This is a genomic window from Nocardia sp. NPDC059764 (genome assembly GCF_042732555.1).
Taxonomy (GTDB): domain Bacteria; phylum Actinomycetota; class Actinomycetes; order Mycobacteriales; family Mycobacteriaceae; genus Nocardia.
This window is the reverse complement of sequence record NZ_JBHWHH010000010.1, coordinates 47,082-59,195: the sequence shown is the minus strand read 5'-3', so window position 1 is coordinate 59,195 and position 12,114 is coordinate 47,082. Positions and strand designations below refer to the sequence as shown.

Annotated in this window: 9 protein-coding genes; 3 read left to right on the top strand and 6 right to left on the bottom strand. The window is 68.4% G+C overall.

Going from position 1 to position 12,114, the window contains the following annotated elements:
• Nucleotides 1–304: 304 nt before the first annotated feature.
• From ACFV4K_RS03825 to ACFV4K_RS03815, 3 genes are all read left to right on the top strand, one after another.
• Entirely contained in the window at nt 305–1,273 is a 969-nt protein-coding gene (locus ACFV4K_RS03825; protein ID WP_379271856.1) for a ParA family protein, read from the top strand.
• 52 nt (nt 1,274–1,325) lie between these two features.
• Nucleotides 1,326–2,339 (top strand): ParB/RepB/Spo0J family partition protein, encoded by a 1,014-nt coding sequence (locus ACFV4K_RS03820; protein WP_379271855.1) that lies wholly within the window; start codon nt 1,326–1,328, stop codon nt 2,337–2,339.
• 160 nt (nt 2,340–2,499) lie between these two features.
• A complete protein-coding gene (locus ACFV4K_RS03815) occupies nt 2,500–3,219 on the top strand; it encodes a GNAT family N-acetyltransferase (protein ID WP_379271854.1) in 720 nt (239 codons plus the stop codon).
• Nucleotides 3,220–3,299: 80 nt separating this feature from the next.
• Here the strand turns inward: ACFV4K_RS03815 and ACFV4K_RS03810 are convergent, their stop codons facing one another.
• The 6 genes from ACFV4K_RS03810 to ACFV4K_RS03785 all read right to left on the bottom strand — a co-directional run bounded on the left by ACFV4K_RS03810 (nt 3,300) and on the right by ACFV4K_RS03785 (nt 11,771).
• Nucleotides 3,300–4,496, bottom strand: coding sequence for an N-acetylmuramoyl-L-alanine amidase (locus ACFV4K_RS03810; protein WP_379271853.1), 1,197 nt, complete (start codon nt 4,494–4,496; stop codon nt 3,300–3,302).
• A gap of 238 nt (nt 4,497–4,734) precedes the next feature.
• Nucleotides 4,735–5,070 (bottom strand): thioredoxin, encoded by a 336-nt coding sequence (gene trxA, locus ACFV4K_RS03805; RefSeq protein ID WP_357088521.1) that lies wholly within the window; start codon nt 5,068–5,070, stop codon nt 4,735–4,737.
• Between the two features lie 11 nt (nt 5,071–5,081).
• Nucleotides 5,082–6,065: a thioredoxin-disulfide reductase gene (gene trxB / locus ACFV4K_RS03800; RefSeq protein ID WP_379271852.1), complete on the bottom strand. Its 984-nt coding sequence runs from the start codon at nt 6,063–6,065 to the stop codon at nt 5,082–5,084.
• Between the two features lie 129 nt (nt 6,066–6,194).
• Nucleotides 6,195–6,989, bottom strand: coding sequence for a hypothetical protein (locus ACFV4K_RS03795; RefSeq protein ID WP_379271851.1), 795 nt, complete (start codon nt 6,987–6,989; stop codon nt 6,195–6,197).
• A 141-nt stretch (nt 6,990–7,130) separates the two neighbouring features.
• Nucleotides 7,131–7,688 carry an RNA polymerase sigma factor SigM gene (gene sigM, locus ACFV4K_RS03790; RefSeq protein WP_379102959.1) on the bottom strand — a complete coding sequence of 186 codons (558 nt, stop codon included), beginning with the start codon at nt 7,686–7,688 and terminating at the stop codon, nt 7,131–7,133.
• A 183-nt stretch (nt 7,689–7,871) separates the two neighbouring features.
• A complete protein-coding gene (locus ACFV4K_RS03785) occupies nt 7,872–11,771 on the bottom strand; it encodes a murein biosynthesis integral membrane protein MurJ (protein ID WP_379271867.1) in 3,900 nt (1,299 codons plus the stop codon).
• Nucleotides 11,772–12,114: the final 343 nt, after the last annotated feature.

Genomic DNA, 12,114 nt, shown 5'->3' with positions numbered 1-12,114 from the left:
GATGTTTCCCGTGAAACATGCACCCCTTTGCGATCTTTGAGTCGCCTCGGGGTGTGTCGTGGTGCGAAGCTGTGCGTTCAACTTCCGTATTGTGTCCTCTACTGGCAAGCTAATGAACGTCGAGCGATCAACGACTTCCAGCCGATTCCAGCCAGCCCTCAGTGACAACGCAGTGACGCGGCTGCTGCTGCCAGGCGCGCGAATTTCAGCTCGGCCACGTGTCTTTGAGTTCTCGGGGTTAGGAGCCTGTATGTCCAACGGTCCGGCGAATGTTTCACGGGAAACAGCGTCTCGGGTTCCCGGCATGCTCGATAGCGGTCCCTTCGATACGGACGAGTTCAGCCGCACCCCCTACGGCAACATCTCCGCCGACACCCCGATTGCCGCCGAGGCGCAGCGCGCCAGCCAGGTGCTGTCGGGAACCAATGCCCACATTCCACGTCCCAAAGAACAGCGCGTCATCACCATCGCCAATCAGAAGGGCGGCGTGGGCAAGACCACCACGGCCGTGAATCTGGCTGCCGCGCTCGCCATCCAGGGCATGCGGGTGCTCGTCATCGACCTCGACCCGCAGGGCAATGCCAGCACCGCGCTCGGCATCCCCCACCAGTCGGGCACCCCGTCCAGCTATGAACTCCTCATCGGCGAGTGCTCGGTCAGCGACGCCATCCAGCAGAGCCCGCACAATGAACGACTGCTCTGCATCCCCGCCACCATCGACCTCGCCGGCGCCGAGATCGAACTCGTCTCCATGGTCGCCCGCGAGGGTCGCCTCAAGGCCGCCATCCAGGAAGCGAACCTCGCCGGGTACGACATCGACTACGTGATGATCGACTGCCCGCCATCGCTGGGTCTGCTCACCGTCAATGCCATGGTCGCCGCCAAGGAGGTGTTGATCCCCATCCAGTGCGAGTACTACGCACTCGAGGGCGTGGGTCAGCTGCTCCGCAATATCGGTCTGGTTCAGGCGCACCTGAATCCCGGACTGCATGTCTCCACCGTCGTGCTCACCATGTACGACGGCCGCACCAAGCTCGCCGATCAGGTGGCCGAGGAAGTCCGCTCGCACTTCGGTGACGCGGTGCTGCGCTCGGTCATTCCCCGCAGCGTGAAGGTGTCGGAGGCTCCCGGGTACGGCATGACCGTCCTCGATTACGATCCGGGCTCGCGGGGTGCGATGAGCTACCTCGACGCCGGTCGTGAGATCGCGTCGCGGAACTCGGCGCGCCAAGCCGCGCCGGTGCCCGCTTCGGACGCACAATCCGGTGTGTAGATAGAAATCTCGGTGGCGGTGACGGTGAACAATGGAAGGGGTCGGTAGGCCGATGAGTCAGGCGAAGAAGGGTGGACTGGGGCGCGGCCTCGCGGCATTGATTCCGACCGGACCGGCCACCACACCGGGCGGGCTCGGCAGTGCCGCGGCCAATGTCGTCATCGGCGTCGATCCGAGTGGGCCGCAACCCGCGTCGGCGCACCTGCATCGGGTCCCCGATCCGGTCGAGGCGGCCGACGGCGCGGACCCGGGCGCGGTGTACCGGGAGATCCCGCCGCAGCAGATCGAGCCCAATCCGAAGCAGCCGCGCTCCGTCTTCGAAGAAGAGGCGCTGGCCGAACTGGTGCACTCCATCAAGGAATTCGGTCTGATGCAGCCCATCGTGGTGCGTCAGGTCGAGTCGGGGCCGGTCCCCCGCTATCAGCTCATCATGGGTGAGCGGCGTTGGCGGGCCAGCCAGGAGGCGGGGCTGGAGGCCATCCCCGCCATCGTGCGCGAGACCGCGGACGACTCCATGCTGCGGGATGCGTTGCTGGAGAACATCCATCGCGTGCAGCTGAACCCGCTCGAGGAGGCGGCCGCCTATCAGCAGTTGCTGGAGGAGTTCGGCGTCACCCACGAAGAACTGGCTTCGCGGATCGGCCGTTCGCGTCCGGTGGTGACGAATATGATTCGGCTGCTGAAGCTTCCGATTCCGGTGCAGCGCCGGGTGGCCGCGAACGTCTTGTCCGCCGGCCACGCGCGCGCTCTGCTGGCGCTGGAGGCGGGTGCCGATGCGCAGGAGGCGTTGGCCGCGCGGATCGTCGCCGAGGGCATGTCGGTCCGGGCCACCGAGGAAGCGGTGACGCTGGCGAACCGGAATCCGGATGCCGCCGCTCCCCCGGCGCCGAAGCGGAAGCCGATTCAGATGCCGGGTCTGCAGGATGTGGCGGAGCGGTTGTCGGAGTCGTTCGACACGCGCGTCACGGTCAGTCTCGGCAAGCGCAAGGGAAAGATCACTGTCGAATTCGGCTCCATCGACGATCTGGAGCGGATTGTCAGCATGATGGAGCAGTCCAGGCCCTAAGGAGGGCCCATCCCGGAGGTCACAGTGGAAACGTCACTGTGACGTTCGGGTTTACGGCCCTGGAGAGGCGTAAAGCGTTGATCGCTTATTCTTGCTGGCGAGCACTGTGTGATGCGGCGTGAGTGTGGATGAATCAGACAGCTGGAGGCTGAGCAGAGCAGTGTCGACCAGCGTGACCGCACTTACCCTCGGCGGACTCGACAAACTCCCGGTGCATGCGCGGCGATGCGTGTTCTGGGAGATCGATCCGGCGGTGGCGGCGGATTCCCATAGCTTCAGTGACCCGGTCTTCGAAAAGGAGGCCTGGCTCTCGACCGTGATGTTGCAGTGGGGGTTGTGCGGCCAGGTCGCCGTCATCGAGGACAAACCGGCCGGCTGCGCCATCTACGCGCCCCCGAGTGCGGTGCCCCGCGCGGGTCTCTTCCCCACGTCCCCGGTGAGCCCGGATGCAGTGCTGCTGACCACGCTGAGCGCCGAAATCCCGTTCCAAGGGGAGCAGGTTGGTCAGCAGCTGATCCAGGCCGTGGTGGGCGATCTGGTGCGCCGCGGTGTGCGGGCCATCGAGGCGTTCGGCATTCGCAAGGATCCGCCGACCAGTTCCATGCCCGCCGTCGGTTCCATGTCGTTGCGCGAGCGGATCGGTTCGCCGCTGCGCTCCCCCGCACCGTCGCCCTCGGGGTGCTCCCCCGAGAACTGCATGATCGAGGCGGACTTCCTGGAGGACGTGGGTTTCAAGGTGGTCGCCTCGCATTACCGGTTCCCGCGCCTGCGGCTGGAATTGGATCACGAGCACCTGTGGAAGGAAGACGTCGAGCGCGCGCTCGATCAGCTCCTCGCGGCGGCGGCGCTCACCATGCCGACCCGCATCTCCACCCGCTGACCACTCCCCCGTCCGGCTCCGCCGCAACGAAAACCCCGCCTCCCGGAAGTTCGGGAGGCGGGGTTGTTTCATGTGAAACATTACAGCCGGTCTGCGGCCGCCAACTCTTCGGCGAGCAGTTCGGCGAATGTGTAAGTCCCGGTGGGCTGGTCGTCCTGGCCCAGCAGGTACAGCCGCTTCACCGAGATCAGGATGGCCTCGGCGATGACGTCGCGCATGCGCGGGTTGGTCAGCACCGTCGCGTCGTAATCACTGGTGAGATAGCCGATGTCGACCTGCACGGTCGGCATCTTGGTGAGGCGCAGCAGGTCCCAGGTGCGGGCGTGGGTCCGGCAGTCCTGCAGCGAGGTGCGGGCCACGATCTCGCGCTGGATGAACCCGGCCAGCACTTGACCGATCATCGACGTCGACCCGTGCGAGTTGCCGAAGTGGAAGCTGGCCACGCCGCTGGCGGAATCGTTGTCACTGCTGGCGCAGCGCAGCGAGATCATCAGGTCGGCGTCGAAGGTGTTGGAGGTCTCCGCCCGCTCGGCATCGGAGGGGTTGGCCCCCCACGGCCGCGACAGGAAGGTCTCCATACCCGTTGCCGCCATGCGGCCTTCGAGCCGGCTGGCCAGATCCCAGAGGATCTCCGATTCGTAGACGTCACCGAATTCGGTCGGCACCGGCGAACCCTTGTCCGGCCCACCCAGGCCCGGATCGATGACGATGCGCTTGCCGGTGAGCTGCGGCCCGGCCCGGTGTACCACCTCTTCCTCGGCGATCCGATGCGGATTGCCGCCGGTGACGCGGGCGCCCAGCAGATCCAGCGAGCGCAGCGTGTCCGGACCGCAGATGCCGTCCGACGAGAGCCCGATCTCGCGCTGGAACGCGGTGAGCGCATCGTGGGTGTGCGGGCCGAAGTACCCGTCGACCCGGCCCACATAGAAGCCGAGATCCTGCAGCCGACGCTGCAGGGTGGCGACATCGTCGCCGTAGAGCGGGGCGGAGAGCTGGTAGATGAGCGTACGGGCGCCGAGGCGGTACGAGGCCTCCTTCAGCGCACGGTAGGTGGCCGGGCCGACCACGCCATCGACCAGGAGACCGCGGTACTGCTGAAAAGCGCGGACTGCGGAGTCCAGATCATGGTCGAAGGTGGCGTCGGCGTCCTTCCAGTACTCCCCGTCCAGACCCGCCGGATCGCTGGTGGGATGAGTGTGCAGGAACCCGAGGCTTGCCAGGGTGCTCCGAACCTCTGCTACGGCTGGTCCTGTATCGCCGTGACGAAGTCGGTGCATGCGTGAGAGCCCTTTCCTTCCGCCAACCCGGGTACCCATTCGCGCGGTGGTTCACACCACCGCGCGACCGGAGCGTCGAACGATTGTTTCAGACCCGGACCGAATTTCGGCAACTGTCGAGTGCAGGGATACTAACCCCGGCGCCAGCGTCAGGGGCCGTAGGCGTCGCTCCGCCTCTCCGCGCTTGCCTGTGCAACCACGTAGGCCCCCGCTGGCGCCGAAATTCTATCCAGCGTCGCTAAAGAACTTCTTCGAGTTCGCGCAAGAGGGCGGCTTTGCCCTTTGCTCCGACGATCCGCTTGGTTTCCTTGCCCCCTTGGAACAGGACCATGGTAGGCAACGACAGGATCCCGTAGTGCTTCGAGGTCTCCGGGTTGTTGTCGGCGTCGAGCTTGGCGATGGTGATCTTGTCCGTGTTGGCGGCGATCTCCTCCAGCACGGGGGCGACCATCTTGCACGGGCCGCACCAGGCCGCCCAGAAGTCGACGAGCACGGGCTTCTCGCTGAGCAGTACTTCGTCGGCGAAGGTGGCGTCGGTCACCGTCTTGGTGGCACCGGTCTTGGCGTCGGACATTGCCAAACTCCTTAGTTGTTCACTTCCACCGGCTGACCGGCGTGATCGAGGGTGTTGCTGGTGATGTCACCCTGGTCGGCGAGCCAGCGCTCGGCGTCGATGGCCGCGCGGCAGCCGGTGCCGGCGGCGGTGATGGCCTGCCGGTAGGTGTGGTCCACCAGGTCGCCGGCGGCGAAGACGCCCGGCACCGAGGTGTAGGTGCTCTGGCCCTGGACCAGGACGTAGCCCTCGTCGTCCAGATCGACCTGGCCGCGCACCAGTTCGCTGCGCGGGTCGTGGCCGATGGCGACGAACAGGCCGGTGGCGGCCAGCTCGGAGGTCTCACCGGTGCGGGTGTCGCGCAGGGTCAGGCTGGTGACGCTCGAATCACCGTGCACCGCAGCGACTTCCGAGTTCAGGATGAAGCGGATCTTGTCGTTGTTCTTGGCCCGCTCCAGCATGATCCGGGAGGCGCGGAACTCCTCGCGGCGGTGGATGATGGTCACCGAGCTGGCGAACTTGGTGAGGAAGGTCGCCTCCTCCATCGCCGAGTCGCCGCCGCCGACCACCACGATGTCCTGGCCCTTGAAAAAGAAGCCGTCACAGGTGGCGCAGGCGCTGACGCCGCGGCCGAGCAGCTCCTGCTCGCCCGGGACATTGAGGTAGCGGGCCGCCGAACCCATGGCGAGGATCACGGCGTGCGCCTCGTACACCTCGCCGCCGACGGTCACCTTCTTGACCGGACCGGTCAGATCGAGGGCGTCCACGTCCTCGGTGCGGATGTCGGTGCCGAAGCGCTTGGCCTGCTCCCGCATCTCCTCCATCAGATCGGGGCCCATGATGCCCTCGCGGAAGCCGGGGAAGTTCTCGACCTCGGTGGTGGTCATGAGCGCGCCGCCGAACTGGGTGCCCTCGAACAGCAGCGGTTCCAGTTCCGCGCGAGCGGCGTACACCGCGGCGGTGTAGCCGGCCGGGCCGGAGCCGACGATGATCAGGTCGCGAACAGGCGTGCTCAAGATGGCCCTCCGAAGCTGTAGTACAGAATCTCGATCGCTCGAGCGTGAGCGAACCGGTCAACAACAGCCTAAACGCTCACATTCCCGCGCTTGATTGCCTCCGCTCGCTGCGGCGGGTTCGTGGCCGGGCTAGCCGATATCGGTGCGGCCGAGGACCTGCGGATGGCCAGGCGTGCAATTCGTTCCGAGCACGGCCGCAGTGATCTGTGGCGCTTTCGGGCCTTGGAGCAGGACCAGGACACCCGGGGTGCCGGAGAACACGACGCTGCGGCTGCCGAGGACCTGGCGGTCCAGATCGGCGGCGCGTAGGCAGTCGGTGAGGGCGGTACCCGCGGCCAGGGGGCCGGTGATGTCGTGGCGGCCCATGGCGGTCAGGACGACGCCGGGTGAGAGGGCGGGGTCCAGTTCGTCGTCGGTGGGCTGGGCGGCCGGGGTGGTCGGGCGGGTGCTCAGGGCGTCCACGGCGACGACGGCGCCCGCGGCCAGGGCGGCGGCGGCCGCGGCGGCGGTGAGCCAGCGCAGGCGGCGGGACGGGCGTTCGGTGAACTCGGCGGGCTCGGTCTCGTCCTCGTCCAGGTCCGGCGGGAGGAGCGGTTCCTCGAGTTCGCGGGGGTCGAGGCGACCGGTGGCGAAGATGGAGCCGTCGAGGACCGGCATGGGTGCGGTGGGGATAGGGGTGTCCGCTGCCGCGAGGTCGTCGATCATGCGTTCCAAGCGGTCGGCCACGTCGGTGGGGATGGGGCGGGTGATGTTCTCGTCGCGTCCGAGTTCGCGCAGCCGGTCGTCGATGCCGTCGAGGGCGTTGAGGTAGCGCATGGCCTCCGGGTCGCGCCGGACCGCGGGCCAGAGCCGTGCGGACTGCTCCGGCGGCAGGCTGCCGCCGTGCAGATCGGCCAGCAGCTCGGTGGAGAAGGTTTCCTCCATTGCCCCTCCAGGGCGTCGAGTGGGAATCACAGACCTGTCTTCGTATCGGACGTACGGGAACCGTACAAGGTTCCCCCAATAGTGCGGTGTTCGAGCGGAATTCAGGTGTTCATTGCCCGGCTGTGTCGGGGTGCAAACGTCCTATTCGCGAAGTTTCATCTCGAGCCTACGGCGGCCGCGGGCGCAGCGGCTCTTGACCGTGCCCTCCGGGATGCCCAGCAGGGCAGCGGCATCCGCGATGGAGTAGCCCTCGAGTTCCACCGTGACCAGTGCGGTGCGCTGATCGGCGGGCAGCGTGAACAGTGCCGCGTCGACCAGCAGGCTGGCCTCCAGGGCCGCGAAATCGTCTCGCGGACAGGCGGGCTCGTCGGCGGTGTCCTCGGACAGCGGTTCGGTGCGGCGCAGTTTGTTGCGGCGGATGCGGTCCAGGCAGGCGTTGACCACGATGCGGTGCATCCAGCTGCGGACCTCGGCGTCGCCGCGGAATCCGGCCGCGCCGCGATGCGCGGACAGCAGGGCGTCCTGGAGCGAGTCGGCGGCGTCCTCGGGACTGTAGGAGGCGCGTAGCGCGGTTTGGTAGAGGTGGTCGCGATGGCGGCGGAACAGTTCGGCGAAGGCGTGCGGTGCGCCCGCGGCGTGCGCGGCCAATAGTTCGCGATCGCTCGCGTTCGACGGTGACTCTGTCCTCGATGCTGACACTGCGTTCGGTGACGACAATGCATCCCCTCAGAGCGGCGAACTCCCCATGCCGAGAGTGTCAAGATCATATCGGGGACAACGATTCAGCAGCGGTGAATCGCGTGAGAATGCGCAGGTAGCGGCCGTTTGGTCCGTATCACGCGACCTGGTGGCGGTCAGCGCTGAGGACGTCGGAAGAGCCCGTCAGGCACTTGCTTCGAAGCGGATTTCGGCGATGGCCGTCTGGAACTGGCCACCGTTGTTCGCGAGCTGGGTGATCCACAGGAGCACGTACCGGGCGGGCTGGTCGGTCCGCACCGGGATCTCGGTCATGCCCTCGCCGAGCACCGCCGACCCGACCAGCTGGGTCTGGTCGAGGGTCGGCGAGGCGGTCGGCGAGGTGCGGATCTCGACCTGCGTTCCGGGCGAAGGCGATTCGATGCTCACCTTGGTCAGCTTGGACGGGCTGCCGAGGGTGGCGAGGACGCCCACGCCCTTCTTGAGGGCCGGGAACTGCTGGAAGTAGGCGTCGCTGCGCCAGGTGGTGGTGGGGTTGTTGTCCAGCACGGCCCCGACGCTGCCCACATTGTCCGGGGTGCCCTCCGGGGAGAACACCGTCGCGCCGGTGACCGGCACCGGCACACCGCCGACGGGCGGCGCGCCGACCGGGGTCTGGGTGGCCGCGCCCGGGCTGGGCGGCGGCGTCGCCGAGGTGGTCAGGCCGATATTGCGCTGTTCGTTGAGCGGCGCGTTGGAAGAGCCGGGCGCGAACACGCTCAGCAACCACCAGATGATGACGCCGACCACGAGCGCGGCCAGCACGCCGAGCCCGACCAGGATCCACATCATCCGCTGCGAGCGTTCCTTCTCGGCGGCGAGCAGTTCCGGATCGGCGAGGGTCTCGTCGGGTGCGCTGGGCGGCTTCTGCCCGAGCCGCAGCACCGGGATGAAGTCGGTCTTCTGGTCCACCACCGACGCCTGCTCCAGCACGTGCTGGACGGTGGCGGCGGTGCGGACGCCCTTGTTGGACTCCAGCGAGCGCACCGCGACCGCGGAGATCTCGAAGGGCACCTCGGGCCGGATGTTGCGGGGCTCCACCGGGGTTCCGTCGGGCCCGAAATCGGCCAGCGGCAGTCCGCCGACGGTGATCGCGGTGCCGGAGATGCCGCCGGGGCGGATGGGCCAGTGCGCGGTGATGAGCGCGTAGAGCATGGCGCCGAGCCCGCGCACATCGGACTGGGCGTCAGAGTCGGACAGGGTGCCGGGGAAGGCCAGCACGGCGTCGCCGGAGGCGCTGATCCGCACCCGGTCGGGGTGGTCGATGGACAGCGAGCCGCCGCCGCGGTGCGCCATTTCGGCCGCGGCCGCCAGCGCCCGGATGGCGCGGGCCGCGCCGATCGGGGACGGCACGGTGTCGGCCATCTCCTTGAGCGAGCGGCCGGGCGTCCATTCGGCCACCACGATGCCGCCGGAGGAGCCGCGCACCACGTCCAGGACGCGGGCGAGACCGGGCGAGTTGATCCGGCCCAGGCGCAGGGTGCGGGACAGGATGGCCTGCGGTCCGTCGTGCCCGGAGTTCTCGGTGGCCTCCTGGTCGGCGTCGACGAAGGTGAGGGCCACCTCGCGGTCGAGCTTCACGTCCAGGGCCTGCCAGAATCGCAGGCCGCGCGCACCGCCGTGGCCGGCCAGCAGCCGGTAGCGACCGCCCGCCACGGAGGCGCCGGGGGTCAGCTTGGGGCCGCGCTGGATCCGCTTGGTCGGCGATTCCACCCGCATGGGCGGCATCTGCGGTGAGATGGCCTCGTAGACACCGGTTTCGGGACCCGCGTGGTCCTGGTCCTCCGGTAGTTCCTCTGGTCCGCCGGAACCGCTCTTGCGGTCCGCGGACTCGGCTCTGACCCCGGGCTTTCCGCCGGCCTCGCCGGCCGGAGGGGTGTCCGTGGAGAGCCCGCCGCCCGCGGCCTGTGCGGATTCGGCGGCCGGGACACCGCCCGCCGCGTCGTCGCTCACCCTCGTTCCTCCTTCGCCCTCGTATGTCGAAGACCGATGTGTCGGCGCCGGACCCGCCGCTGCGGCCTCCGGAGTAGTGCGGAAGCCGCCGTCGGGGTTCCGGGCGACATCCGGCGCGCCGCGGGAGCTGTCCGCGGGCAGGCCGGTTTGGGCAGTTGCGTTTGCCTGCCGAACAGGGTACGGGAACTCCACCTTCTCGGTGAGTTCAACCGCATCGGGTCGGATGACCGGAAGCACCATGGTCTGTGCGTCGAGGTACGGATCGAAGCGGTAGTAGTACGGCGCGGCGCGCAGGTCCGGTTTGGGCAGCAGGGTGGTCTCGTGGAGGTCCTCGAGCGGGGTGCCGTCGAGGTCCAGATCCGGGGCCGGCGGCGTGAAGCCGAGTCGCCGCGACACGGCGACGGTGATGGCCACGATCTCGGGGATGCCGAGCAGGCGCATCAGCCCGAAGGCCACGCCGAACATGACGATCGCGGTGATGCCGACCCGGATGAGCGAGCCGAAGCCGCCGAAGGAGTCCGAGAGCCGGTGCAGGCCCAGCACCTTGTCCACGATGAGCAGCACCGCGCCGCCGGCCAGTGAGGCGAGCACGACGCGCGTGATGGTCTGGCCGACATTGGCCATGCGCAGATCGCCGAGGCTGCGGTGCAGCAGCCAGCCGCCGATCACCGCGCCGGTGACGAAGCCGAGGCCGCGGGCCACGCCGAGCGCGATGACCACGTGTTCGGGTGAGAAGAACACCGGCGCCAGCGCCGACAGCGTGATCTGGACGCTGGTGATGCCGAGGATGATCCAGGTGGGCGTCCACGCCTGTTCGCGGGCGTAGAAGACGCGCAGGTGGATCAGCACCAGCGCGTACGGGATCAGGTTGAAGGCGGACCACGACACGGCTTCGCCGAGGCGGGCCGCGTCGCCGCCGAAGCGGCCGTAACCGTAGATGGCCTCACCGATCTGGGTGCCGGCGAAGGTCAGGAAGGTGACGATCGGCACCAGCGCGATCATGGTGAGCCGGGTGGCCGCGCTCAGGTCGTCGACCACGGCCGGTGTGTCGTCGGCGGCGGCGTTGCGGCTGAGTCGCGGCATGATCGCGGTCAGCAGGGTCACGCCGAGCACGCCCCACGGCAGCTGCAGCAGGAGCCACGCGTTCTGGTAGATGGTCGGGCCCGCGACGTCGGCGTGCGAGGCCACGCGCAGGGTGAAGCTGAAGCCGATCTGGCTGATCAGCACGTACAGGATGATGGCCGCGGCCATCCCGCCGAACTGCTTGAGCCGGGCGTCGAGGCCCCACAGCGGCCGCAAATCGATGCCTTCGCGGCGGATGGCGGGCAGCAGGGTGGCGACCTGGACGGCGACGCCGACGGTGGTGCCGATGCCGAGCAGCAGCAGTTTGGGTTCGCCCATCCGGACCGGGTTCAGCGTGAGCTCGCCGGGTAGCAGGGCGTAGAGCCCGAGCACCACCAGGGCGACGCAGTTGTTGAGCACGGGCGCCCAGGCGCCGGGTTTGAACACCTGGTGGGTGTTCAGGATCGCCATGAGCAGCGCCGACATGCCGTAAAGCAGCACGGCGGGCACGAGCATGAAGGTCAGCGCCGTGGTGAGTGCGGAGTTGACCTTGCTGTCGCTGGACAGGAAGACGTGCTCGGTGAGCACGGGGGTCAGGATCAGTGCGATGACGGTTCCGGTGCCGAGCACGGTGAGCGCGATGGTGAACAGCCGTCGGACGAAGGCCGCTCCCCCGTCGGCGTCCTCGCGTTCGGCGCGGACCAGGGTGGGCACCACGATGGCGGTGAGCACCGCGCCGAGCAGCAGCTCGGAGATCATGTTGGGGATCGAGCTGGCGATGGTGAAGGCACTGGCGATGGCCGGGCCGAGCACGGTCAGCAGCAGCGCCTGTTTCGCGAATCCGGTGATGCGGCTGATCAGCGTCGCCAGCGCGAGCGAGCCGGTGTCGCGCACGAGTTTCGCGTTGGAGTTGTCCGGCTTCTCCTCGGCGCGCGGTGCGGTGACCACGGCCTGCTGGCCCGAATTGGCTTGCCGCTGCGGCCCCGTCGGCGGTCCGGGGCGCGGTGCGGCCATCGGGCGCGGATTCGACATGGGAGGTGTCGGGTATCGCTGGGCGCCGGGCGGCATCGAGATGGGCCCGGTTCCGGGCGCGCGGTTGCCCGCGGCGCCGGGATGTCCCCAGTGGTAGCGCTCTTCGGGCGGGACGCGTCCGGCGGCGGGTTCGGGGCGGCCCTGCTGGGGTCGTCGCATGATGGGCCCGGATTCGCCGGGCGCGGGAACGTGGCGTTGCGGACCGGCCGGTTGACCCGGATAGGGGCGTCCCGGAATGCCCTGCGGATTACCGGGAATCGCTCGCTGTGCTCCGGAGGCGGGGCCCTGCGGCCCGCGCGGTCCGGGGCGGGGCGCGCCGCGTTCCCACGGCGCGGAGGGGGCG

Coding starts and splice junctions, on each gene's coding strand:
- ACFV4K_RS03785 (WP_379271867.1), bottom strand. CDS start 11,771: ATGTCGAATCCGCGCCCGATGGCCGCACCGCGCCCCGGACCGCCGACG.
- ACFV4K_RS03810 (WP_379271853.1), bottom strand. CDS start 4,496: ATGCACCGACTTCGTCACGGCGATACAGGACCAGCCGTAGCAGAGGTT.
- ACFV4K_RS03825 (WP_379271856.1), top strand. CDS start 305: ATGCTCGATAGCGGTCCCTTCGATACGGACGAGTTCAGCCGCACCCCC.
- ACFV4K_RS03795 (WP_379271851.1), bottom strand. CDS start 6,989: ATGGAGGAAACCTTCTCCACCGAGCTGCTGGCCGATCTGCACGGCGGC.
- ACFV4K_RS03820 (WP_379271855.1), top strand. CDS start 1,326: ATGAGTCAGGCGAAGAAGGGTGGACTGGGGCGCGGCCTCGCGGCATTG.
- trxA (WP_357088521.1), bottom strand. CDS start 5,070: ATGTCCGACGCCAAGACCGGTGCCACCAAGACGGTGACCGACGCCACC.